This is a genomic window from Natronomonas moolapensis 8.8.11 (assembly GCF_000591055.1).
In the GTDB taxonomy this organism is placed as follows: domain Archaea; phylum Halobacteriota; class Halobacteria; order Halobacteriales; family Haloarculaceae; genus Natronomonas; species Natronomonas moolapensis.
The window spans coordinates 593259-618272 of the sequence record NC_020388.1 but is presented as its reverse complement, the minus strand read 5'-3'; the positions used below and the strand labels follow the sequence as shown (position 1 = coordinate 618272).

Below are 25014 nucleotides of genomic sequence, written 5' to 3'. Positions count from 1 at the left end.
GCCTTGGACGCGAGATTGGCAGTCGCTCTCCGGGTGGTTCTCCAGCCCGTGCCGGTCGGGAACGGTTTGGGAACGCGCGTCTCGGTACTCGAACATCAGGAATGCGTGGAGGTTGAGGGGGGAAATCGGCGGCCTCAATCCAGACGGAGACTGTGTGGGGCGGACGAATGACTGATTGGCGTCCTATCAGCGTGACGTCGCTTGGGATCATTGGGGTTGTTGCTATGCTGGGGCTCGCCGGAGGGGTAGGAGCTATATCAACGGGGACAGCCCAACCGATACAGCAGACCGATCAGCCGACAGTCCCTGCAAGCTTCTACGGTGAAGTACTGATCAATGGAGAGCCAGCTCCGTCTGGGACTACGATTGAAGCACGTATTGAAAACGACACCCGTGGTACGATCACGGTGGATCCAGAAGGTACGTATGGCGGTCCAGCTGTCGGCGATCAGAAGCTCACTGTCGGTGGCGATGTCAGCGATACGGGAAAAGAGATTGCGTTTTATATTGACGCAGAGGGGTTCGAGACTGGTGAAGCAAACCAAACGAGCACGTGGGAGCAGGGAACGATCACCGAGCTCAACCTGACCACAACGCTTGTTGCATCATCTTCCAACGGTGGCAGTAGTGGGAGCGGTGGGGGGTCATCGTTAGCTGAGGATGGAGACGGAGACGATGGGGGACAGAATCCGTCCGATACCGAAATTGAAAGTGAGCGTGTTGAACTTCCAGCCCCGGACGAGAATGGGATCCAACAGGTAACGGTTGAGCGAACAAGTGTCTCACAGCTCAGTTTTTTCACCGGCGATAACTTGGAGGGGAGCGATACTGGACGACTGTCAGAAGTAACAGTCACAGAAAGCCCCGCAACGGTTGAACCGGCGGCGAATACATACGCTGCTGTCGACATCGATACTGGCGATATTGATACGTCTCAGGTCAGCGGAACTGTCACGATGAATATCGATGTGGGTGATGTCTCCGATGATATAGACGACCTGCAAATGTATCGGAAAGCAACTGAAGATAGTGGCTGGCACCCGTTAGAAACAACAGTTGCGGTTGGTGATGGGGTGTATCAGGTGACCGGTGAAACGCCTGGATACTCGACGTTTGCGGTCGCTGAAGCCGTTGAGCAGGGCTCATCTGGTGAAACTGGTACGAGTAATGCAGGAGATGAGCAGTCACCGAACAGTACTGAGAGTTTAGGCGAAGACGAGTCGTTCTTAGAAGATCAGGCTGGTCTAACGATTACTAGTGGCGTCCTTGCGCTCGTGTTCAGCTATCTCGCGGTTAGAATAACGAAACAATACACTCTTCGCTAATTTAGTGGAACACATTGAGGGCGATACAATCAATTAGCCTGTGAATCGGCGTGCCCGTAAGATTCGGTGAGCGAAGGAGATAGTGGGTTCGGGGGGATGCTCTAAGCCCTGAGAAGCCATAGGATTCTGCCCACTGCGGCTTGAGAAGCGCCCAGAGACACTCTAATTGGTTAATTTGGTGCACTCGTCGGGAACATATCCACCGTTGTGGACAACAGCAGGAATGTATTAGTTGGCCCTCTGTTGCACCTTGCTGAACCGGATTGGAGCCGTGCTATTTGATTCGACGCCCTACAGATATGGTAGGTTGATCATCATATCGGCTCGGGTTTCAAACCCATCCTGGCTGCGAGCGATACCGATATCGAACCAGACGACACGCTCGCCGTACGCTGTTCCGCCCGTCACGATCCGGAGGACAGACCCCGGCTCAAACAGCGTCGTAAAGAGTGACAGATTAGCCTCAATGACGAACGAACTGTTGTCCGTCTCAACCTCCCTGAAGATGGTTTCATTCCCTTCAGACTGAGTTGGTGTCTCCGTCGCCTGTTGCACCTTATCGACTGAGCCGAGAGGAGGCTCTGAGTGAACCGAGGTAGCGGTGGCGTCACTGACAGGTACAGGCGCTGTAATCGTCCACAGAACGAGCAGTATCCCCACCAAGATATCCCCACGGAGCATACAGTTCATTCGTATACGCGATATCAAATACGTAACTGTTGTTTCTCGGACATTCACATCGAAAGCAACCGGGGTCACTCTAACTGATCGGACTTTCTCTGTCTATGCTGACCTCAGCCTCTGTATCGAGGGGTCATACAACTCTTCACGAGGTGTTGCTTCCGACCAGTAGATGCCGAATCAGCCGTTCGGTGAATGTACTTACGCTCTTCCATAGGAGATTGTTGGTGGAGAGCCGTCTGGTCATTTTGCAAGAACTGGACCACGCGATCAGCCGATCCAGAACTGGGGCGAGATTGGTTGAACGAGAGATCTCTAGAAACTCAGCCAATCTACGAGACCGTCACCAACAATCTACGCCACAAGAGCGTTCTAATATAGTCTATCTATAGATGTGTCTGCTCCAGCAACAACAAGTGTCCGACCCGTATAGAGAAGTCTGTATGCGACTCTCGTTCGATGACGGAACACTCCTTCTTGAGAACGCTCCCGAGTCCGTGCCATATGCTGAATGGGATGACCGTATCAACGAGTATCGAGCACAGGCCCAACGTTACCGTGACATTCGAGACTGGGCAACCGAACCTGATGGGCAGGCAACGCTCGAAGAATCCACAGCGACTGTAACTGACCTGACCGACGACGCCCGTGCCTACTCCACGTTCTATTTCACCCCCTCCGTCGCTATTGAACCGCGCGATTACCAGCAGAAGGCTCTCACAGCGTGGAAACAGAATGACCGACAGGGGAGTGTGATTCTGCCAACTGGGAGTGGAAAGACGTTCCTCGCTGTTCAAGCTATTGCGGATGCAGCTGTGAGTACGCTCGTCGTCGTGCCGACGATTGACCTCATGAACCAATGGCACGCTACGCTCACGAATGCATTCGACGACCAGCTCCCGGAGGGCGTTGGTGTCCTTGGCGGTGGCAGCCATGATGTGACGGACATCACGGTGACGACCTACGACTCTGCGTACCGCTATATCAACGAGTATGGCGATCAGTTCGGGCTGCTCGTCGTTGATGAAGTACATCATCTGCCGGCCCCGACGTATCAACAAATCCCCGAGATGACCATCGCTCCATACCGGCTGGGTCTCACTGCAACGTATGAACGTTCTGATGGAGCCCACGAAGACCTAGAAGAGTTACTCGGCACGGTCGTCTATCGCGAAGACGTTGACGAACTGGCAGGCGAGTTTCTCAGCGAGTACGAGACCATCCATCTCCAAGTCGAACTCACCTCTGATGAACGAGAGCGATACAACGAAGAGTACCAGATCTACCGTGACTACGTCGACAGTCACGACTTTGATCTCTGGAAAGAACAGGGCTATGCGGAGTTTCTCAAACGCACCTCGTATGACTCACAGGGGCGACGAGCCCTCATCGCCAAGCAGCGAGCCGAGACAATCGCTCGGACTGCACACAAGAAACTGGATACACTCGATAATCTGCTAAAACGACACTACGACGACCGTACCATCATTTTCACTGCGAATAACGAGTTCGCTTACGAGCTCTCCCAAGAGTTCATCGTGCCCTGTATCACCCACCAGACCGAGACTGACGAACGCACCGAGATCCTAGAGCGATTCCGGACAGGTGAGTATTCGATGCTGGCTACGTCGCAGGTCCTAGATGAAGGGATTGACGTTCCGTCTGCAAACGTAGGTATCATTCTCTCTGGAAGCGCCTCGAAACGACAGTACGCACAGCGCTTGGGACGGATTCTCCGACCGACAGACGACCGTCAACCCGCTCGTCTCTACGAAATCATTGCCGACGACACAATCGAGACCTACGTCTCTGAACAGCGTCGGCAGGGAGTGAGTACGAATGCTAACAGCTGACCTCGCACGCTCGCGCACACATGATGATAACATTAGCCCGTTGTTCATCGACGTCGACGAGCACCGGTATCAACAAACGGCTGCTGAGCTCATCGAGATTTTCAACGAGCATCTTGGTGACCCGAAAGGCGAGTTGGAAGACACGATTGACCAACTCACTGTTGCAGATACGGACTACAAAATCGTCCAGGGACTGGCGAAGCTGCTGCGAGACGAGTGTGAGTTCGAGACGGTCGCGCCAGTAGAGCCCCAAGCGATTCGTCAAGCGCTTTTCGAGAAGGCAAACGATTCGTATCCGATTGTCCGCCAGCCGACGCTCGGTGACGATACACAGCAGTTAGAGGTGTACAGCTCTGTCGCTGACCAGTTGGGAATCACACTCGAAGAATGCTACCGGGGCATGTATGCTGACTTGGAGGAGAACAAACGCCTCGTTCGGTTCGGACACCGGGTTTCCGATGAATACGACGAGACAGACGACTCGTCAACGACAACACGGCTAACGGGCAATAGCGATGAATCCTACGCCGAAGACACGATCACGACCGAGTGGCTGCTTACTCGGTATAATCTCGCTTTGGCACAGGCGGTACTGTACGATGCCACAGAGATGCGGGTACGTGTCTGGGACTCCTTTGCGACAGTGTTCAGCTACGTGAAGCTCTTCGGACTAATGCACCGCATCTATCCAATCGACAGCACCGGAGCTCGCGTGGCGAGTACTAACCTTGCGGACGGATACGAAGCCATACTGGACGGCGCAGCATCTCTGTTCTCGAAATCGCGGAAGTATGGGATACGGATGGCGAACTTCCTGCCTGCCCTCCCGTTATGCGACCGCTGGGAGATGGAGGCCGACATTCTTAACGATGAGGGTGGGTCGGCAGGTCGAACACTCTCGTTTGAGCTTGACCATACCGAGGATCTGTCATCACACTACGCAGCCCAAGGCGAGTTCGACTCCGATGTCGAGCGGACGCTTGCCCAGAAGTGGGAGCGAGCGAACACAGACTGGCACCTGATTAGAGAAGACGATGTGCTTGATTTAGGTGCGGAGGTGATGCTCCCTGATTTTGCTATCGAACACCCCGATGGACGGCGAGCAATCTTCGAGGTTATCGGCTTCTGGACGCCTGAGTACCTTGATGAGAAGCTGACAAAGATACGTGAAGCCAACCATGACAACCTTATTATGTCCGTCTCCGAACGACTGGATTGCTCATCAGAGGATTTCAAAGGGATGGATGACCGTGTGCTGTGGTTCAAATCAGGGATTCACGTCTACGATGTTGTGGAACTGGCTGAGGAATATGCCCTTGATCGGTCACCAATCCAGTAGCTCTCAATCACCTATCACGTATTGAAGCCGTTTTAGTGACGACTCCGACTGGTCAACAGTCAGAATTCATACCGTGCAATCTCGTTCGAACCACATTCCGGGCACGCCTCTGTTTCAGCGTCTACTGACTCTCCGCAGTGCCGACACTCGGCTAAGCGAGTGGTCTGCGTCTCCGGCACCAATATCTGCTTCAGTTGATGAATCCTATTCACGCTGGGTTCACCACCTCTCGGCAATGAGGACATTCGGCGTAGACGGCTGGCTGTCCATCAACTTCGTACTGGATAAGCACATCACTAGTTGTAACAGTTGCACTACAGGAGGGACAATCGCCGAGTATCGGGGGATTGGTTGTAGTCATTGGTTCTCACCTCGTATCTCGTTGAAAGTGGAAAGGAGCGCGTGACACTGAGGGCCTAGCGCCCTCTATGTACGGAATTACCCCAAGTAAATAAATAATTCCTCAAACCGGAGTGAAAGTATAACAATGAGTCTGTTCACACCTCTGATCCTGTTCGGAAACTGGTCAGCTCCTCGATTCTCTCTTCGAGTTCCTCGATCTCCTCGCGCAGTTCTTGTGCTTCGTCTCCTTCCGTCGCTGCGAGCTGATTCTTCAAGCCTTGCAGTCGGCTCTCTTTCACTGCTTCGTCGACATCGGCTTTTCTGACGTATTCGCTTTCTTCGATCTCGTAAACATCGGATTCGGCCAGTCCGGTGACCTCTAGTGCTTTGTCGACTTTCGCGTGATCAACACTGGTGATTCGATCTCTACCGATCCCAACTGCTTCTAGTGTCTCTATCACGTCGTCTTCGTCTTTGAGCTCACGGTTGCGTCGAGAGGTTCGCTGCACGGAGCCATATGAACCACTAACGGGCCGATCATGGTGCAGTCGATGTAGCAGAACATCTCCAACATCCTGCCGTAGATCGTTGGCATTCCGCTGGACGTCCGATAGCAGCGTGTAGACATTCACCAGCGCATCAGTCTCGATCTCTTCTAGATTGGTCACATCATGGCGTTCAAGAATATCCGCCAACAGCAAAACATCAGCGTAGATGCCTATGTCTGGCTCAGTCCGCTGAGACGACTTCTCTGAAGGCTCCTCCAAGAGTTGCGTCTCAGTCGGGGTGTCTCGCTCAATAATCAGACCCTGATCTTCATCGACCTCAAACCGGGGATGAAGGCTTAGTACGGCTGGATACGGATCTGCGTCTGGTGGGAGCCGATCAAGTTCGAATCCTCCTGATTCGTCGGTGATTCGTCGATAAAGTGTTTCGAACTGGTCGCGTTGGAGTGATCGTGTCTCATCGATCTCACGATTGAGGAACTCAATGATGACCCGCTGTTCTTGCACCTCAGTAACGCAAAATTGATCGTGGGACAGCGGCGTAAGCAACGTGGCCCCTTCGGGGAGATCATCGAGCTCCTCAAGTAGCGTGTGCCAGCTGACATCGAAGGCCATATCTGCAGATTGAGTAGCAATCCCGTTAAATTATGGAGGCCAACGACATTTGCTGACCGTTATTCATTTAGGCCACTCGTAGTATTAGAATTCCATCAGAATTAATACCGAGCATGCTATATGTTATTATGGCGCTTCGTTGGAGGGCCGAAGCGTCAGAGGGACTATCTAATGCCATTCTCGAATTCAGCCTTGAAACGTTGAAGGCGATGCCGGAGACAACCAATCCTAAACAGAATCAGAACTGCGGCGATTGATTTGATCCGACTGGGGCTACTTTCCTGCGCCATTCCCTTGGAGGGCAAGCAGATCCACGATATGGTCGATGACCTCTCGCGGAGGTACATCGACGTCGAAGTCGAAGCAGAATTCAAGCGAGGGCAGTACGAAGGGACGCGCTCGCTGGATGCGAAGCGATTCCGCGTCGGCGGCGTCCGCGACGAGGACGCCGACGACTACCATTTCTACATCACGAATCTGCCGCGAGATGAGTTCTTCCCGGCGGATCTAGCAACGTTGTATCGGTGTCGGTGGGAGGTAGAAACGCTGTTTCGCAAACTGAAGACGCAGTACGAGTTGGACAGGTTCGACACGAGCGACCCGGATGTGGTGAAGATTCTGCTGTACGCGGCGTTGCTGTCACTGTTGCTGAGTCGTGAGTTGTTGGATCTGGTCACCGAGCAGGCCGACGACGAGATCGTGTTTCCGCCGGAACGCTGGGCGGCGACCTTCTGGTCGCACGCCCAGCTCATCCTCCACGAACTCGGAGAGTACCTTGGCTGCTCGCCACCGCCGTTGCTGGAGCGGCTGATCAAGGATGCTCAGAAGATCCACCAACAACGACCGATCTTACAAGAGACGCTCGCTACCGCTACACAACCGAGGTGTGAGTCTTAGCTAAAGATGAATGGAGTGTTTTTATTACTTGGTTTTCTGAAGAGTTCGCGTCGGAGCTGAAAGGCTCTGAGATGCGGCGTTAGCCTGGTTTTTGAATGTCGTTCAATAAGTAATTAAGCCCCACGTCTATGAAATCAGCGTCTCCGCCAGCGAAGACCGCGGTGCACGATTTGAGGATTCCAACGTCGATATCGTGTAGCGAGGGAATCTGCGTTCCAACTACGGTAAGAGGGGTGTCATTCCGAGCCGAGTTGTCTAGCTGTCTCTGCAATCTCGTGTATCTGGGCGGTTTGCTCTTCGTTCGCTGCGGCGATCGTCTCGACTTCTTCGGCCACCTCATTGAGATCGGCAACTAGCGCATCGACTATGCTTGCAACTTCCTCTGTTGTCGCCGCCTGATCGTCCGTTGCATCAGATACCTCTTGGATCCCTTGTGCGGACTCCTGAACGGCATCGAGCGTATCTTCAAGATTCTGCATCGTCTCGCTAACCTCACTTCTCCCATCTTCAACTTGCTTGGCGACTATGCCAAGGCTATCCGCGGTCTCCTTGATGTCCGTCTCCATCTGCTTGATGGTTTCTTCTATTTCTCCGGCGTTCTGTTTGGTCTCAGTGGCCAGCGATTTGACTTCATCTGCGACGACGGCGAACCCTTCGCCGCCTTCATTTGCTCGTGCCGCCTCTATTGAGGCGTTTAACGCCAAAATGTTCGTCTGGTCGGCAATTTCGTTGATAATTGTCGTGAATTCATCTACTTCCTTCATCTGTTCTTGTACCATCTCCATATTGTCCGATGCCCCTTCGACTGCTGATTGAATGTCTTCCATAGCCGTTCGGGCATCGCTTGCCGACTCGGTTCCTGACTCAGTGAGTGTTTCAGCCCGCTCGCTTGTCTTAGCCACCTCGGTCGCCGTCGAAGCAATCTCTTCGATCGTTGCACTCAGATTGCCGAGCTCGCTGGATGCCTCCTGCATCCGGTCGGTCTGTTCGGTTACCGAGTCACTGACGACTGTTGCACTCTCAGTGATGTCTTCTGCCGCCTCGGACACTTCTTGGATCGGCGCTTCAAGTTCGCTTTCGACTTGATTCATCAACGCCTCCTGTTCAGCGACGGTCTCTTCGATTTCCTGGCTATATGAATCGATATAGGTATCCATCGCTACCTGCTGGTCAAGGTTGATGAGTTTCTGGACAGCAAGTATCTGATCAGTAAGCCTCTCAACAGCCGCAGTCGCCTCAGCATCCAGATTCTCAGTGGCACGCTTGGCCAGTGTATCCACAATACCGTCATAATAGATGCTATATGCGCCGAAGTAGATTTTCGGCCCTAAATCGAGCATGTCGTGAATTTTACCGATCCGGGCACGCCTATCGAAGTACCGCTGATCGTACTCGCCCTGTCCGAGTTCAATCAAGTACTGCTGTTGATCGCGTTTGAGCGCCTGGATTGGCTTTGACGATGAATCCAGGATGGCGATTGTTTCATCATATGTCTGGAGATGCTGATAGAACTCTTCGACCAGTTCATCTGCAATTTCTTCGAACACATCGCCTACATCAACGAGGTGTTGGGCGTCTTCGTCAGTAAACTGTGTATACTCCTTGCGCCAGGCGATTTCATCGGCGTCAATGCCTATCCGACTGGTTAGGTCTGCCCCGACAACACCTGTTCGTTCCGTTTCAGTTATTTTCATTGCCCCTCGTTCAATGCTCATGACCACTGAAGGACATGAAACTATGTAAAATCTATAGGAAAATATATCTGGTAACGAGTACTGATTTACACTATTGCTTATTTATGCTCGGAAGTATGAGCTACTAAGATGTATCTTGAAGACTTGATTCGACCAGCCATAATTCACTCGGGGGAGGGGGTTGCGTATGCTAATCAGGAGTTTTGTACGCTTATTGGGGCTGATACACCGGCAGAGCTAATCGGAGAGCCACTTGACCCATTCATAACTGAACCGGAGTGGGCTGTTCTATCTGATTCTTTTGAAGAGTTGCTTAATGGTGATACAGCAACGTGTCGGCATCAACTCACACTTGATTGTGCCAATGAGACTGCGTGCGAGACAATTGCTGTGAGCGCAGCTACGACATGGGACGGCCAGTCCCAGATTCGGACGGTCTTTATCAGCCTTTCACAGCCCAATCTCAACACGTCAACCACTCTCGGAGGGAACGCAATTGATCAAGCCCCGGTCGGCGTTACAGTTGCAGACGTGACGCTTGATGATGAGCCACTTATTTATGTAAACGATGGTTTTGGGGATATTACTGGTTATCCCCGAGACGAGGTTCTGGGCCAGAACTGTCGGTTTTTACAGGGTGATGGGACACGCGATGAGCCGGTTGCAAAGATGCGAGCCGCTATCGACGCCGAACAGTCCGTCACCGTTGAGCTCCGAAACTACCGCAAAGACGGCACGGAGTTTTGGAATCGCATAACGCTCTCGCCGGTTGAAAACAGCGATGGGACCGTAACACATTATCTCGGGTTTCAGCAGAATATCTCCGAAATGAAAACACACCAGAGGGAACTGCTTCTGTTCGAAACATATGCAGAACAAGCTGATTCGGTGCTGTTCATCACCGACGCGGAGGGTGTCATCCAGTATGTTAACCCAGCGTTTGAGCGCATAACGGGGTATTCAGCGGCAGAAGCAATCGGGCAAACCCCTCGCATTCTCAACTCCGGCGATCAGGATGAAGCGTTCTATGAAGAGTTCTGGGAGACAATCACCGCGGGAGAAACGTGGGAGGCTGAGATCGCCAACCAAACGAAGGCAGGCGAACGATACGAAACTACCCAGCGGGTCACGCCGATTGAGGACGACCGAGGCACAATCCAATATTATGTTGCTTTTGAAAAAGAGATCACGCAAAAACAACTCCGAAGGCAGGTGTTGGACGTACTTAATCGGGTTCTTCGGCACAACGTTCGGAATTCAGTAACCGTAATCGATGGGTATGCCGAGTTACTCGCTACCAGTAGTGGTGATGTAGACGTACAGGCGGTTGCCGATAGCATTCGTGAGCAAGCAGGCAGCCTAGAATCGATCAGTGAGCGAACAGCGGCGATTCGACGGCTGATTGGATTAATCGACTCAGACGAAGACCCCATTCAGATGCCTCTCAGTAGGACGGTGTCGACGGTTGAGCAGTACCGATCAGAGTACGCTGACGTGGAAATTAAGTTAGCGATTGAAGATCAAAATTCGGCGACCATCGTGTATGGGGCTGTCTTTGAGGTGGCATTAAAAGAGCTTATAGAGAACGCGATTGAGCATAACGATCAGCCGACGCCGCGAATCGAAATCACAATCACGGCTATTGAGGAGCGGAATATGGCAGTTGTCACGGTCGCTGATAACGGCCCTCGAATTCCGCAGGCGACTTGGGAGATTATCAAATCGGGGCAGGAAACGCCGATGCGACATGCGGAAGGGATCGGGCTCTGGGTAATATACTGGTCGGTTAGTACACTTGGCGGGACGATTGAGCTCAAATCGAACGAGCCTCGAGGCAATAAAATAACGCTGGAAGTTCCGTTAACCGAGACACTAGAGTGAACTACCCCCACCCTACTTTGTTCACCCTGAGAGGTCCGCTGGTGGAGGGTGGGGCCACTGGCAGAGCACGCTCTGCCAAGGAATTGAAAGACCGCCTTTCAGTAGCTTTGATGTGAGACTCGCCGTCAGTTGTCGCCGAGGAGGAAGGTGTTTTTTCTCGTACCAACGATGTTCAGGGCATTGGTCTTTAGTTAATACTCTCAGTAATACGAAGTCGCTCCGTTTTCATCCAGATTCGACGCTTTCACGCCAGCTGCACGGGAAAATAGCACTTACGAGAGACACTAAAGACAGATGATCGTAGAACATTAATTTTCTGATGAATCTTCAGCACACGGAAGAGATAACGTGACAACGCTCCCGCGGGGATCGTTGTCCGAAATCATAACATCACCTCCATATTCGGTGACAATCCAGTGAATGTACGACAACCCAATCCCGCTGCCGTGTTTTAGTGGATCCTCAACGCCAAGCTCAACCGCGGTTCGTTCCTGCGGTGGGATTCCGGGCCCGTTGTCGGACACCACAAGTTGGACCTGGTCCGATTTCTGATCGGGGGAGGTAACTGTAACATGGACCACCGGATCGTCCCGGTCGTTGTGGACAATCGCGTTCTCGACGAGTTCGAAGAAAAGCTGCTGGCAGGTCTCAACCTCCATCCGGATCGAAACTGGTTCAGTGTCGATATCGACTTTCGCGTCCGGGTACATCTCCCGTATTTCCGTGGCCAGCTCAGTCAGTACTGTCTGAAGACAGCAAGCCGCCTTGGCATCGTGGTCACTGTCGATCCGCTGTTGGAGCCAGGTTATCTTTTCGCTCGTCGTGTCAAGCGCATCGGCTCGATCGAGTATCCACGACAACTGTCTGCGGTTTTCCCCATCAAGCTTGCCCGCGAGAAGTTCCGCGTTGCCTTTGATTGCTGCCAGTTCATTACGCACGGCTCTATTGAATCCGCATACAGCGATGGGGTTCATTGTTTGAGGGTTCGTTCGATGTTGTAGACTGCCGCGGCGAGAGTGATTTCTCGGAACTGACGGTACCAGGCACGCGCTCGGACGGCGGAGCCGTACGAGCGCTTAATCACCGAGTTCACAGTCTCACAGACCGACCGCTGATTGTAGAGATCGTCTTCGATCCGCGCGTTGTGCGCGTGGTCGTAGGGTGCGAAGACGCGGTGTTTAATCAGCGGTCTTACGCCTTCTGAACGGAGTTGGTCTCGGAAGCTCATATCGTCGTAGCCTTTGTCGGCGGCGAGGCTCCGCAGGTCGCCTGCGTTCCGCAGGGCGACCTGCGGGCCGACGTTCGTCCCGTTTGGCCACTTCGTGCTACAGTGTACGTCGATCACCGCGCCGTGGGCGGTATCGACGAGGAACGTCGCTTGGACGGTCTGTACCTTACGATCACAGCGGTTGAGATAGTGAGTTGACGCCTGATGGCGGTCGAAATAGGTGGCGTCGATAGCGGCGTGACCAGACTGCTCGAGCAGCTCCGACAAGAGTCGGAGCAGCTCGCGCCAGATTCGCATCGGTGCGCGGTCAAACGACTTACAGAGTGCCGAAGGGCCGGGGAACGCGCCGCGCTCTAAGTCGAGCGCGGCTCGTACCCGCTCCATCTCTTCAGCCCAATCAAGGACCTCTTGCAGTGTCGCATCCATATGAAGCCGGAGAAAATGCAGGACGGCGTGCTTCCAGCCGGCAACTCCGTTGCCGGCAGGATGGCTGATCTGCATCAGCGCAGCATCAGTAAGTTTTCGTGCGACCGAGACGGCTTGTTTGACGAAGCGGAAGAGAGTCTTTTGCACAGAAGCACTTCTTCCGCTTCATTTCAATCGTTCTGACGACTTACCCCGACGCCGTCCGTGGATTCAATAGAGCCATTACGCACATTATGCCGCAAGATACGATGGAGCTCGGAGAGTCTCTTTTGCTTGAGCTTTCGCTCCGTGATATCCTTCTGGACGGCGACAAAATTCGTGATTTCCCCGTCGTCTCCGACGATAGGGGCGATCGTGTGTTCAGCGTAGTACAGTTCACCGGATTTGGTTTGGTTGACAAGTTCTGCCTCCCAGACGTTTCCGGAGCGAATTGTCTCCCACAGCTGTTCATAAAACTGGGGGTCCCGCCTGCCGGAGTTGAGTACTTCCGGTGTTTCTCCGGCGATTTCGTCCCCGTCGTATCCGGTAACCTCCTCGAACGCCGGATTGACGTACTCGATGGCCCCGTCGACATCGGTAATGATGACTGAATGGCCGGCTTGTGCAACGGCTTCCCGGAACACTCGGAGCTCACGTCTGGACTCCTTGCGATCAGTCACATCATGGACGATCGAGAACAACAACGTCCGTCCCTCGATCTCGATCGGCGAGGAGTGGACTTCCACAGCCCGGGTCTCGCCGGACGCGAGGCGGTGTTCGAACTCGAAGCAGTTCTGATCCCCGCGGTGAGCACACTTGTGCTTGCGGCTGACTTCCTCGGGGGAGTGACAATTAATTCGTTCGATCGGCATTCCGTAAAGCCGGTCGGCGTCATATCCATAGAAATCGACTGCCGAGCGGTTTGCGTTCTCGATCCGCCCAGAGTCCGGATCGATCAGCAACATCGGTGCGCTGTGTCGTTCAAACATAGTCCGGAAGCGCTGTGCCTCGTGTCGGGGTTGAGCTTGCCGTTCGTGATATTCCTCAACATTTCGCAGCACCACGAGCGCACCCGAGATGCCGTTCCCATCGGCAGCGGTGACACGGGCATCGACCGTGATGTGTTGTTGGACAGGGGCGGCTTCAGGCAGTGTTGTCTCGATTTCGGTCCGAAGATCATCTTGCCTGCCGGAGAGAACTTCATCGATAGCCGACACGAGATTCTCAAACCCCTCGTATACAAACTGATCAAGAAACGCAAGTGGCTCGTCCAGCAGATCGATGCGGGAGATATTCAATACATTACACAGCCGCTGGTTTGCATATGAGATCGTCCGCTGTCGGTCGACAACAAAAAGCGCATCTGGGAGGCTATCAAGAACGGCATGACTGTCGATGCGCTCGTGTTCCGACGCCATCGTACCAACAGCGACGTCATACATATTTAATCTCTGGACGGATATCGCTCTTCGATATGCCGCTTGACCCGTTCAGACGGGGAGGGATCGTGACCTCGGCGTATCTGCTTCACTCACACTCAGAGGGTATTATATAACCCTTCACAAGCTGTTGCTTCCGACTAGTACAAGCCGAATCAGCCGTTCGGTGAACGTGCTTATCTAGTGACGAGAGTCCTACCAATTCCAAGTAATAGTCTGAGTGGCGTGCAAGATGGAACGCGCGTATCGGTCACGCACCGTTCTCGACACCGGTGATTTCGAACCGGGCCCCGCCCTGTTCGCTCTCAGTCACGCGAATCTCCCAGCCGTGTGCCTCGACAATCCGTTTGACGATCCCCAAACCGAAGCCGGTCCCGCCGTCATTCGTTGAGTACCCTGCCTCGAAGACGTCTTGGCGATCGCTCTCGGGAATCCCTGGCCCAGTATCAGCTACGTAGAACCCACTATCTAGTTCTTCGACAGTTACGGCCACGCTCTCGCCTCCGTGTTCGACAGCGTTCCGGTAAAGGTTCTCAAACAGCTGTTTGAGGCGGTTTCGGTCGGCGCGGATCGTTCGGGCACACTCTATCTCGAGAGTGGCTTGCTCGGTCTCGATGTTTTGCCAACAGATATTGCCGATCTTGTGTAACTCGACTGGCTCCAACTTGTCGACCTCGTCGACGTTACGGGCGAGGGTCAAGAGGCTGTCAACCAGCGTTTCTATCCGGTCGTGTGCCCGCCCGACGGCCTCAAGATGTTGATGATCGTGTTCACACGCCGTCCGAGCCATTTCGAGATGGCCCCTGGCCACGCTGAGCGGGTTCCGGATATCGTGTGAGAGCACACTCGCAAATTTGTCGAGTCGGTCGTTTTGACGTTCGAGCTGCTGACGCTGGGTAGCGCGGGTTAATGCTGTTTCGATATTTGTTGCTAGTACCCGGGCCAGTGTCGTATCAACCTGATCAAACGCATCGGCTGTCGTCGAACTCAAAATAAAGACCCCATGATCGCTGAGCGGAAGCACAAGTTCGCTACGGAATGGGGTGTCGGTAACGAAGCGACCCTCCCGTTCGGTCAAATCAGTATAATACTCCGCGTCGCCCGTCCGGTAGACATGCCCGGCCAAGCTATCCTCAACCAGGAGTGTGGGTGGCGGTCCAGCAAGCAGTTCCGCGGTCTCCTCCGTCCACGCGGCGGGTACAAGCGCATTTGTCTCCGCGTCATAAAGATGGATGCCATTCATTGGCTGATCAAGTACTTTGGCAGCCGTCTCAGAGCCGATCGTAGCTACCTCTTTGATGGTGGTCGCACTCATTAACTCACGGGTCGAACTGTGTAATTGCTCAAGCGCGCGTTCGCGACGTTTGCGCTCAGAAATATCGATCGAGACTCCAAGGAAGCACAGCTGGCCCTCAAGTTCTAGCGGATGAACTGATAATATTGCATCGAGCGTTGAGCCATCCTTTCGGACGTGCTCAACCTCGCCGTACCACGATTCACCGGATCTAATTAATTCGTGAATATCCGGAATCCGTTCGGTCGCAGCTTGTCGGTGGAGCAGCCCAACCGATTCACCGACTACCTCCGGACGGGTGTATCCGAAGAGGCGCTCGGCTCCGGGACTGTACTCTTTGATGATTGCGTCACTCCCGTCTTCCGTCGGTTCGGCGATGATAAACGAGACGTCACGGGCCGCTTGGAAGATCCCCTCAAGCTTGGCTTGTTTTTGTTTCCGGTCGGAGATGTTTCGACTACTGATGAGGATGCCATTGGCCACTGGATTCTCGGAGAGGTTCAGGACACGTTGTTCATACCACCCATACTCGCCGTTCGTCTGTTCAATCCGGAGTTCGTTACGGTCGGTAGCGCCTGGCTCCTCAACTACAGATGTAAATGTCTCTCTGGCTTTTTGTCGGTCATCAGGATGAATGCGAACGGCGGGGTCCGCCCCAGTCAAATCGAACACGTTTGGGCCAGGGAGATGGTCACGACAGTGGTTCTGATACTGGACGAGTCCCGTTTCATCAAGTAGAATAATCACATCTGAGGTGTTTTCCAGAAACGAGAGACGCTGTTTTAGTTTCTGCTTGGAGGTTTGCAGTTCTGTGATTTCCTGACCAGTTCCGACGATGCGTTGAACCGTGCCGTCTTCAACGATTGGGGTTAATGTGGTCCGCCAGACGGTTTCGTCTCCGCTTGCGTGTAATGTTTCCTCGTATGTGATTGTCTCCTGTCGCGTGACGCACGTTCGGTAGTTGGCCTGTAATTTGCCTCCGAGCTCGTCACCGAACACTTCAACAGGAGTTTTGCCACGAACATCTTCGGTGGATTTGCCGGTGAATTCCTCCTCACGTTCGTTGAACCGCTGGTATCGGATCGTCCCCTCCTCGTCTACATCCAATAAAAAAATAGCTTCGGCAACGGCGTTAAAAATCGTCTCATACTCTTGGGTCGTCGTCTGTAGATCGGCCACGAGAGCCGCCTGATCCGTCGAGATGTCTTCCATGATAGGTGCATACGTATTCCCCATCGCCAATATTTAAATAGTATCGATACTAGTTGGGAATCGTTCATAATAGACGGTGAAGGCACAGTAATATTCAAAAGTTACCAATTTTGTAAATCACCTGTGAGTAGGCTGAGTTGTTAATTGGGAGCCATCCAACACGATAATGATCTCAAGACATCAAGGCCGCCTGCGTGAGTACACTTACCGTCCTTTGTTGTGATTCAAACTAGTATCGAGTGATCGTATGGCTCTTCCCCAGACAGACCTCTTCGTGCTCCATGTCGATGACGACCCAGCCTTTGTTGAGACAGCCAAGGCCTTCCTCGAGCGTGAATCCGACCGGATTGCTGTTCGAACCGCAACAAGCCCTGAGGAAGGCGTCGCAATCCTATCCGACCATACGGTCGATTGTATCGTGTCTGATTATGAAATGCCACAAACAAACGGAATCGAGTTCTTACGACGCATTCGCAACGATTACAAAGATCTCCCGTTCATTTTGTACACTGGCAAGGGATCCGAGGAGGTCGCCAGCGACGCTATCTCCGCCGACGTAACAGACTATCTACAAAAAGAAAGCGGGACTAGCCAGTACGAAGTGTTAGCTAATCGGATCGAAAACATCGTCGAACAGTCCCATACTCGTCAAGAACTCACCCGAAACCGGGACCTACTCGCCCGCACGGAACGACTGGCCGGCGTCGGTGGCTGGGAGATTGACGTCGAAACCGGTGAGGTCCGCTGGACAGATGGAACGTACGCGATTCACGATCTCGACCCTCACTCGGAGTTCGAGCCAACTGTCGAGACGGCACTCGAATTTTACCATCCCGACGACCGAGCCGAACTCGAAGGCCTTGTTGAACGATGTATGAACACTGGCGAAAACTATGACGCCGAATGCAGGTTGGTAACCGACGATGACCGGGTCCGGTGGGTGCAAACGACTGGTGAAGGAATCAAAACCGATGGCGAAATTACCACCGTCCGGGGCGCAATTTTTGATATTACAGCTCAAAAAGAGCGTGAACAGCAGCTTACCGACCGAACGGAGAAGCTCAAAGAGGCGACGACAGACCTCGTCGAGCAGTACCGATATCTGTTTGAACAGGCCCCGGTGATGGGAGTAATCACGCGTTTAGACGACGGAGCGCCGCTCATCGATGATTGCAATCACCTATTCGCTGAGACATTAGGATATAAAAAAGACGAGCTCGTCGGCGAGGCACTTGAGACGTTCTATACCTCGGAATCGCGAAACGCATTACTGGAGGAAGGCGGATATGAGCGGGCGTTAAGCGGTGACTTCGTGCGCGAAAAACGGACGTTGGTGACTGCCGAGGGCGAGCCTATCCAAACGCTGCTCCGTTCGGTTCCCAGAACGGATGGGAACAAAGAAAGGCTTGGAACGCTCGCGTTCTACATCGACATCAGTGAGCAGGAGGAGCTTCGACAAAAAAACGAGCGATTAGAGGAATTCACGAGTATCGTGTCTCATGACCTCCGGAACCCACTGAGTAAGGCAAGAGGTCGAGTGGAACTGGCTCAAAACGACTGCGAGAGCGACCACCTCGATGCGGTCATTGCAGCCCACGATCAGATGGAGACATTGATAGAGGATCTATTGACGTATGCACGGAGTGGAGAGTCGAGCTGTGATTTCGAAAACATAGATATTGCGGCGATCTGTAACGAATGCTGGCAGGGCGCTGTGCGTGAGGAGGCAACACTGGAGGTTGATGTCGATATGAGTGTTCAGGCGGATTGGTGTCGGCTTCGACAGTTGCTTGAGAATCTCTTCAGAAATGCGGTCGAACACGGTGGGTCAGGCGTAAACGTAACCGTTGGCCGTCTGAGCCAAGGGTTCTATATTGCCGATGATGGCGAGGGAATTCCGCCGGACGAACGCGAGGACGTACTCGAGACTGGGTATTCAACGGACGAATCGGGAACTGGCTTCGGGTTGAGTATCGTCCGCCAAGTCGCGGATGCTCACGGATGGGAGATGCATCTCACAGAGAGCGATGCTGGCGGTACACGAGTCGAGATCATCGGTGTTGAGAACATGACGGGATAATACAATAGTTGGACAATCGGACAATCATGTCCGCTCACACGAGCAGAGTAGTGATACCCGATGAGCGTTACTGGCAAAGTAATCGGTAACGATCAGACGGGGGACTCAACCAACGTGACTTCCACCGTTATTCTGTTCCCTTGGGGCTCGTTTGGTTCGAGTTCAATCGTCCCGCCGAGTGTGCTGATCGACCAGTATATACTCACGGACAGAGATAATTATAGATGTTTGGTGGGTCTATAGACGCAAGCGCATCGAAGACGGCTTCTCTCAGTTCATCAAGTTCTTCGAAAAGTTGGTTACCAAGCCGCTGATTGAGTTTCTGCCAGCACCCTTCCGCGGGGTTCAGCTCCGGTGAACCCCGCGGAAGGTGGCACAGTTCGATCGGTGTGTCTTCAACGTAGTCGTGGACATCGTTCGCCGCGAAATACGGGGCATTGTCCAGGACAACACAGATTTTCTCGCCGAACTCGGTCTGGAGTGCGTCCAGTAACCGCGTCGTGATGTCAGCGGTAAAGTTGTCTTCACACTTCAGAAAGAAGGTGTCACCGCTGGCGGTGACACCGCCCAGCAGTTTGAGACTCTCCCACGCGCCCGACACCGGGAGTGTCGGGCGCGTTTTTTCTGGAAACCACGCGTGGACAAGATCCGTCGTGATCTCTTGGCGTGTCTGGTCGATTGCTATGATTGTGTAGTCGTCGTCCAGATCGTCCGTCTTTTTTTGAAGCCTTTGCGGAACGCATCCTGAGCTCGTTCATCAGCTTTGACGTACTCTGGCCGGGCTGTCTTCCAGGACAGCCCGGCCTCGGACATCAATCGCCGGATATGACGGCGGCAGTACTCAATATCGAACTCATCTTCAAGATACTGCTGGGCTAGCGGAACCGTCCACGCACGCGCATCAAGTCCAACTTCTTTGGGAGAATCGTGGAGAGCTTCGATGAATTGGTCGTGGTCAGCTTCGTCAAGTTCGCGTGATTGGCCGGGGCGAGGATCATCGTAGACGACCGACTCGAACGGCTCTGAGTCGAGCCGTTCGAGTCGGATCAGCCAGTTACGAACCGTGTTTGGATGGACATCATGCCGCTCCGCAATTGTCTGCTGCTCGACACCGTCCTTGTAGGCGATACCGGCAAGAATTCTCTGAACTGGTTTCTTTTCATCAACTTCGGCTAAAATCTCTTGGAGTTCGTCAACAGTGATCTTCTCCAAGTAGTCCATACCGTAAAAACAAGCTCTATACACAAATAAGTTTAGCCGTCAGTATATTACCCAAAGCCCGATCCTCTCTGTGTGACGTAACGGTGTCTCCTGGCCTGATTTGATTATGGCTCAACCTGAGCGGTTGATATATTGTTTTGCGCCATTGACGAGTCAACCCCGCCACTTGGCACAGAACGAGATCAATTCATATTGAGATTGACTAACCTGCTGTCATCTCTCCAATACTCGTCTATGTCTGAGTGATCAAGACGATTGTAATAAAGGGACCTAGACATTCCTTCAGCTTCCGACTGGACGCCAATGATCTCCGAAATCAGTCCTCCACATAGACCGGAGTTGTACAACCGCCTTACGTACGTACGCCGGAGTGTTTTGGGGGATACACCGCTAATACCGGCATGTTCTCCGGCGGTGACGACTCGATCGTAAATTGCCGACCCAGATACACGAAATACCGAGGAATCTAGTTCCTCAATATATTTCGCTATGTTGTTTGCTGTTGGTGTTGACAACGGGATTTGACGGGCAGCATGTGGTCTGGCCGGTTTCCACCCCTCTTGTTCATCTGGAACTGTCACTACCTGTTCCTCCTGGTCAAACCACTCTGGCGTGAAGTTGGCAGCCTCGTCTCGTTTCAGGCCTGTTTGACCCAGGAGGTAGACAGTGAACCCGTTGCGGGGTGAGTGGTCGTGTGCTGATTTAACTAACGTCGCGTATTCCTCGTTTGTGAGCTCTCTTTCGTTATCGGTCATAGATTTGGTTATTATTGTGTATCGTGCCTGCGTCTAACTATACGTCTTCAGAACCGAGGTTTGAGAGCTCTGAAACGTGGGTTCCGGCTTGATACATGAGTCTGAATCGTAGCGCTTTCTGCGCTGATTGGTTGTGTACCGATTCAAGCAGTTCCGCGCACTCTCCTTGATTGAACGGATCGGTTGATTCTGTCATTGATTTCGAGGTGTTGATTGGAAGTTGATTGGCTGTGCGTTGTGATAGTCAATCGCTGATTGCGTGGCCGCGTGTGTTTGTCCTTGATTTCGGGTGGAGTTCATGAATCACTCCAGGCGTCTTTGACCGCATCGGCACGGTCGTTCTTTCGGCGGGCTTTGCTTCGCGGGTCGTAGTGTTTGCGAATCACATCGGTTGAGACGTCGAATCGTTCAGCAGCTTTGTCCGGGCGGAGGCCGTTACTGAGATGGGTAACGATCGCTCCACGGCGAACTGCGTGCGGGTAGTAGCTGTGCGCGCAGACATTCGAGTCAGGATTGCAGGAGCCATCGCAGCTCCGTTCTGTGAGCTCGGGATCAACCCATCGACAGCTGGTCGCTTCGTATACCCAGCGACGGAGTGTCGAACGGGCGGGCCGTCCGTGGGCTGTCGTGAACAATGGGTCACGTCCAAACCCATCAGTCGTTTCAGGCCGATTGAGATTGATGTAAGCCGAGAGAGCGTCCACAACACGTGGGTGAAGATTGAGATCTCGCTCTCCATCACCATTTGTTGCGTCACCCGCTCTTCCATTCTTGATCCGAGTTGCTTCGTCCGGTCGATGCCGGACAGCAAGGTCGTTATCGGCTTGATTGACATCTCTAAGATCAAGCGCTCGGATTTCTCCGATGCGTATGCCTGTGTTCCACAGAAGCTCCAACAGAGCGTGGAGGTTAGATCCGTACTGTTGTTCTCGGAGTGTCTTCAGTATGGCGGTGGCTTCCTTCTCCGGAAGTGCCTCCTCGCGTGCATTCGGTGACAGACCGAGCTCGTCTTTATCAAGGATATGGTAGACCGCTTCTCTGCACAGTTCCCGCTTATTAATACTCACGGACATAAGTACGTAAAGACATCTGGAACGGTAATCCGGTTGAGTGCACAGAGCGCAGCATCACGAAGTTCGTCGAGTGTGTCGAACAGACGGTTGCCAAGTTCTTGATCGAGTTGTCGCCAGCACTCTTCCGCGGGGTTCAGCTCCGGTGAACCCCGCGGAAGGTAGCATAGTTCGATCGGCGTGTCTTCGACGAACTCCTGGACTGCGTTAGCCGTGAAATACGACGCGTTGTCCAAGATGACGCAGATTTTCTTGCCGAACTCTGTCTGGAGTGCGTCTAGCAAGCGAATCGTCGTGTCGCTGTTGAAGTTCTCTGCACACGGCAGAAAGAACGTCTCCCTAGAATCGCTGACTGCACCGAGCAACTTGATGCTATCCCACGCGCCCGTCACCGGAAGTGACGGGCGCTCCCCTTCCGGAAACCACGCATAGATCAGCGTCGAGAGTACCTGACGCGTCTGATCGATGGTCAGGATCGTGTATTCATCGTCCAAGTTGTCGCGCTTTTTTTGAACCCTTCCTGCCAGGCTTCTTGGGCTCTCTCGTCGGATTTGTAGAACTCCGGCCGGGCTGTCTTCCAGGACAGCCCGGCCTCGGAGATCAGTCGTCGGACGTGACGTTCGCAGTACTCAACACCGAACTCCTCGGAGAGATAGTGACGCGCCAATGGAACAGACCACGCGGGTGCGTCGTATCTGACTTCTCCGGGTGAGTCGTGAAGAGCCTCGACGAACTGGTCGTGTTCTTTGTCAGAAAGCTCGGACGGCCTGCCTTCTCGTGGTTTATCATAGACAACCTCCTCGAACGGCTCGTCGGCGAGCCGTTCGAGTCGGGTGAACCACTTTGAGGCCCAACTACTGGAAAATCCGTAGAGTTCGGCAGCGTCTGTCTGCGTCAGATCGTCGATCTCCTTGTAGGTAATCGCAGCCATAATCCGCTTTGCTGCGTCGGCTTCATCGACCTCCGCCAGGATCTGGCGGAGGTCTTCGACAGAGACCTTCTCCAGCCTCGCCATACCGTTTCTCGTGGCTGGAGTTACATGAATTTTTAGCCCTCAGTATAAGCCATTTGAGCCAAGGGCGAACGTTCGAGGTGTGAAGTAAAATGGTGGCATCGTTATCGTACTCTTGTAGAAGTGAATCGACGTACGCGTCAACGAGTTCCGTTGTTATTTCTCCCGGATACAACGCATGTCGGCTCGCTGCAAACCGCACAAACCCGGGGAGCGTTCGCTTGTAATTACTGATTGTTGCCGGACTTCGATTCTGCCGTCGGCCTAGAAACCGTTCGTAGAGCTTGGATAGCGTTGACTGATTGGAAGCTGAAGACGGAGATGACGATTGAGTGTTATCGCTCTCATTGATTCCTGAGAGCAGTTGCTCAATCGTCTCGGGATCGTTGATCTCCGCCAGTGCGTCAGCCAACGACTGTGCCATTACTCGTGAAGTTGGGTGAGAGCGTATACTCGAAGATCATGAAGCGACAGCGAGGCAGCCTGTTCACGAAGCTTGTCAGGGCACTCCGTTCCGTTCTGAGTGGTATGATACTGGAATGCCTTCTCTGCGGCTTGCTTGAGTGATCGACGAATCGTTGCAGTACTTATTCGACCATGACCCGTAGTGAACAACGCCATAGCGTCATCTCCCTTGTTTTCAATACGCTCACGGGCAACGTACGTTTCAAGAACGTCGATACACGTGCCTGAGAGAGACACATCGTAGGTCTGCGGCTGAATCGCCCTTGTTTTTGAGCTTTGAATCGAGATCGTTCCTTGCTGGAAATCTACGTGATCCAGATCAAGTTGCTGGAGAGAGTTTGCGAAACACCCTGTTTCAACGAGAACCTCAACTATCGTATGTGCTCGACTTCCGTAGTTACAGTGGCGCAAGTACTCAACCAGTGATTCAATGAAATCTACTTCGTAGTGTTCTGCTTCCTCAGTTGAACCACTACGGGGGTTATCCAACTCTGAAGAACGAATCCCTGTTTCTAGTACGATCTCTTTTCGAAGCGTTCGAACCGCCTCATTGATCTGTTGTTTGACGAGGTAAGGGGGCGTCTCGTCACGCGTGTGCGCGATATAATTTGATATTGATCGGATAACTCCGTGTAGTGTTGTAGTAGCATATACTCACGGACAGAGATAATTATAGATGTTTGGTGGGTCTATAGACGCAAGCGCATCGAAGACGGCTTCTCTCAGTTCATCAAGTTCTTCGAAAAGTTGGTTACCAAGCCGCTGATTGAGTTTCTGCCAGCACCCTTCCGCGGGGTTCAGCTCCGGTGAACCCCGCGGAAGGTGGCACAGTTCGATCGGTGTGTCTTCAACGTAGTCGTGGACATCGTTCGCCGCGAAATACGGGGCATTGTCCAGGACAACACAGATTTTCTCGCCGAACTCGGTCTGGAGTGCGTCCAGTAACCGCGTCGTGATGTCAGCGGTAAAGTTGTCTTCACACTTCAGAAAGAAGGTGTCACCGCTGGCGGTGACACCGCCCAGCAGTTTGAGACTCTCCCACGCGCCCGACACCGGGAGTGTCGGGCGCGTTTTTTCTGGAAACCACGCGTGGACAAGATCCGTCGTGATCTCTTGGCGTGTCTGGTCGATTGCTATGATTGTGTAGTCGTCGTCCAGATCGTCCGTCTTTTTTTGAAGCCTTTGCGGAACGCATCCTGAGCTCGTTCATCAGCTTTGACGTACTCTGGCCGGGCTGTCTTCCAGGACAGCCCGGCCTCGGACATCAATCGCCGGATATGACGGCGGCAGTACTCAATATCGAACTCATCTTCAAGATACTGCTGGGCTAGCGGAACCGTCCACGCACGCGCATCAAGTCCAACTTCTTTGGGAGAATCGTGGAGAGCTTCGATGAATTGGTCGTGGTCAGCTTCGTCAAGTTCGCGTGATTGGCCGGGGCGAGGATCATCGTAGACGACCGACTCGAACGGCTCTGAGTCGAGCCGTTCGAGTCGGATCAGCCAGTTACGAACCGTGTTTGGATGGACATCATGCCGCTCCGCAATTGTCTGCTGCTCGACACCGTCCTTGTAGGCGATACCGGCAAGAATTCTCTGAACTGGTTTCTTTTCATCAACTTCGGCTAAAATCTCTTGGAGTTCGTCAACAGTGATCTTCTCCAAGTAGTCCATACCGTAAAAACAAGCTCTATACACAAA

The 25014-nt window shown here is 53.1% G+C and carries 20 protein-coding genes and 1 pseudogene; 6 read left to right on the top strand and 15 right to left on the bottom strand.

Annotation, left to right across the window (positions count from 1 at the left end; all coding sequences use genetic code 11):
• The first annotated feature begins 224 nt into the window (after positions 1 to 224).
• Positions 225 to 1325: a hypothetical protein gene (locus NMLP_RS14980; protein WP_152024092.1), complete on the top strand. Its 1101-nt coding sequence runs from the start codon at positions 225 to 227 to the stop codon at positions 1323 to 1325.
• A 291-nt stretch (positions 1326 to 1616) separates the two neighbouring features.
• On the opposite strand, the gene NMLP_RS03150 is transcribed toward NMLP_RS14980, so the two are convergent.
• Positions 1617 to 2006 carry a hypothetical protein gene (locus tag NMLP_RS03150; protein WP_049926076.1) on the bottom strand — a complete coding sequence of 130 codons (390 nt, stop codon included), beginning with the start codon at positions 2004 to 2006 and terminating at the stop codon, positions 1617 to 1619.
• A gap of 443 nt (positions 2007 to 2449) precedes the next feature.
• On the opposite strand from NMLP_RS03150, the gene NMLP_RS03145 reads away from it, so the two are divergent.
• Both NMLP_RS03145 and NMLP_RS03140 read left to right on the top strand, forming a co-directional pair.
• A complete protein-coding gene (locus NMLP_RS03145) occupies positions 2450 to 3859 on the top strand; it encodes a DEAD/DEAH box helicase (RefSeq protein WP_015408676.1) in 1410 nt (469 codons plus the stop codon).
• Positions 3846 to 5198 carry a DUF790 family protein gene (locus NMLP_RS03140; RefSeq protein WP_015408675.1) on the top strand — a complete coding sequence of 451 codons (1353 nt, stop codon included), beginning with the start codon at positions 3846 to 3848 and terminating at the stop codon, positions 5196 to 5198. The genes NMLP_RS03145 and NMLP_RS03140 overlap by 14 nt, the downstream gene beginning before the upstream one ends.
• Positions 5199 to 5406: 208 nt before the next feature.
• Here NMLP_RS03140 and NMLP_RS16250 read toward each other — a convergent pair whose 3' ends face one another.
• Complete coding sequence (locus NMLP_RS16250) at positions 5407 to 5559, bottom strand: DUF7837 family putative zinc-binding protein (RefSeq protein WP_015408673.1); 153 nt, start codon at positions 5557 to 5559, stop codon at positions 5407 to 5409.
• A gap of 136 nt (positions 5560 to 5695) precedes the next feature.
• Positions 5696 to 6661, bottom strand: coding sequence for a DUF2800 domain-containing protein (locus NMLP_RS03135; RefSeq protein WP_015408672.1), 966 nt, complete (start codon positions 6659 to 6661; stop codon positions 5696 to 5698).
• Between the two features lie 285 nt (positions 6662 to 6946).
• On the opposite strand from NMLP_RS03135, the pseudogene NMLP_RS03130 reads away from it, so the two are divergent.
• Positions 6947 to 7558 (top strand): annotated as a pseudogene (locus NMLP_RS03130) (transposase); the annotation flags it as partial.
• 236 nt (positions 7559 to 7794) lie between these two features.
• Here the strand turns inward: NMLP_RS03130 and NMLP_RS03125 are convergent.
• Entirely contained in the window at positions 7795 to 9273 is a 1479-nt protein-coding gene (locus NMLP_RS03125; protein WP_015408671.1) for a globin-coupled sensor protein, read from the bottom strand.
• Positions 9274 to 9381: 108 nt separating this feature from the next.
• Here NMLP_RS03125 and NMLP_RS03120 point away from each other — a divergent pair, with 108 nt between their 5' ends.
• Positions 9382 to 11133 (top strand): PAS domain-containing protein, encoded by a 1752-nt coding sequence (locus NMLP_RS03120; RefSeq protein ID WP_015408670.1) that lies wholly within the window; start codon positions 9382 to 9384, stop codon positions 11131 to 11133.
• 308 nt (positions 11134 to 11441) lie between these two features.
• On the opposite strand, the gene NMLP_RS03115 is transcribed toward NMLP_RS03120, so the two are convergent.
• From NMLP_RS03115 to NMLP_RS03095, 4 genes are all read right to left on the bottom strand, one after another.
• A complete protein-coding gene (locus tag NMLP_RS03115) occupies positions 11442 to 12107 on the bottom strand; it encodes a sensor histidine kinase (RefSeq protein ID WP_049926073.1) in 666 nt (221 codons plus the stop codon).
• Positions 12104 to 12934, bottom strand: a complete 831-nt coding sequence (locus NMLP_RS03110; protein WP_015408669.1) for an IS5-like element ISNamo2 family transposase — start codon at positions 12932 to 12934, stop codon at positions 12104 to 12106. The genes NMLP_RS03115 and NMLP_RS03110 overlap by 4 nt, the downstream gene beginning before the upstream one ends.
• Before the next feature lie 23 nt (positions 12935 to 12957).
• On the bottom strand, positions 12958 to 14208 hold the full coding sequence (locus NMLP_RS14065) for a PAS domain-containing protein (RefSeq protein ID WP_231857243.1): 1251 nt from the start codon (positions 14206 to 14208) through the stop codon (positions 12958 to 12960).
• 247 nt (positions 14209 to 14455) lie between these two features.
• Positions 14456 to 16711, bottom strand: coding sequence for a PAS domain S-box protein (locus NMLP_RS03095; RefSeq protein WP_015408668.1), 2256 nt, complete (start codon positions 16709 to 16711; stop codon positions 14456 to 14458).
• A 247-nt stretch (positions 16712 to 16958) separates the two neighbouring features.
• On the opposite strand from NMLP_RS03095, the gene NMLP_RS03090 reads away from it, so the two are divergent.
• Positions 16959 to 18791: a hybrid sensor histidine kinase/response regulator gene (locus NMLP_RS03090; protein WP_015408667.1), complete on the top strand. Its 1833-nt coding sequence runs from the start codon at positions 16959 to 16961 to the stop codon at positions 18789 to 18791.
• A 202-nt stretch (positions 18792 to 18993) separates the two neighbouring features.
• On the opposite strand, the gene NMLP_RS14710 is transcribed toward NMLP_RS03090, so the two are convergent.
• The 7 genes from NMLP_RS14710 to NMLP_RS14700 form a co-directional block, all read right to left on the bottom strand.
• Positions 18994 to 20012, bottom strand: a protein-coding gene (locus tag NMLP_RS14710; RefSeq protein WP_015408582.1) for an IS630-like element ISNamo14 family transposase whose coding sequence is annotated in 2 segments (ribosomal slippage) — positions 18994 to 19514 and positions 19514 to 20012 — 1020 coding nt in all. Because the reading frame shifts where the segments join, the coding sequence is not laid out codon by codon here.
• A 182-nt stretch (positions 20013 to 20194) separates the two neighbouring features.
• On the bottom strand, positions 20195 to 20767 hold the full coding sequence (locus NMLP_RS14060) for a site-specific integrase (protein ID WP_076982682.1): 573 nt from the start codon (positions 20765 to 20767) through the stop codon (positions 20195 to 20197).
• Positions 20768 to 21063: 296 nt separating this feature from the next.
• Complete coding sequence (locus tag NMLP_RS16110; protein WP_076982681.1) at positions 21064 to 21840, bottom strand: tyrosine-type recombinase/integrase; 777 nt, start codon at positions 21838 to 21840, stop codon at positions 21064 to 21066.
• Positions 21831 to 22852, bottom strand: a protein-coding gene (locus NMLP_RS14705; RefSeq protein WP_015408666.1) for an IS630-like element ISNamo15 family transposase whose coding sequence is annotated in 2 segments (ribosomal slippage) — positions 21831 to 22348 and positions 22348 to 22852 — 1023 coding nt in all. Because the reading frame shifts where the segments join, the coding sequence is not laid out codon by codon here. The genes NMLP_RS16110 and NMLP_RS14705 overlap by 10 nt, the downstream gene beginning before the upstream one ends.
• Positions 22791 to 23273 (bottom strand): site-specific integrase, encoded by a 483-nt coding sequence (locus NMLP_RS16105; RefSeq protein ID WP_076982680.1) that lies wholly within the window; start codon positions 23271 to 23273, stop codon positions 22791 to 22793. Before NMLP_RS16105 ends, NMLP_RS14705 begins: the two co-directional genes overlap by 62 nt.
• Positions 23273 to 23803, bottom strand: coding sequence for a tyrosine-type recombinase/integrase (locus NMLP_RS16100; RefSeq protein ID WP_076982679.1), 531 nt, complete (start codon positions 23801 to 23803; stop codon positions 23273 to 23275). Before NMLP_RS16100 ends, NMLP_RS16105 begins: the two co-directional genes overlap by 1 nt.
• Before the next feature lie 165 nt (positions 23804 to 23968).
• Positions 23969 to 24987, bottom strand: a protein-coding gene (locus NMLP_RS14700; protein WP_015408582.1) for an IS630-like element ISNamo14 family transposase whose coding sequence is annotated in 2 segments (ribosomal slippage) — positions 23969 to 24489 and positions 24489 to 24987 — 1020 coding nt in all. Because the reading frame shifts where the segments join, the coding sequence is not laid out codon by codon here.
• Between the last annotated feature and the right edge of the window lie 27 nt (positions 24988 to 25014).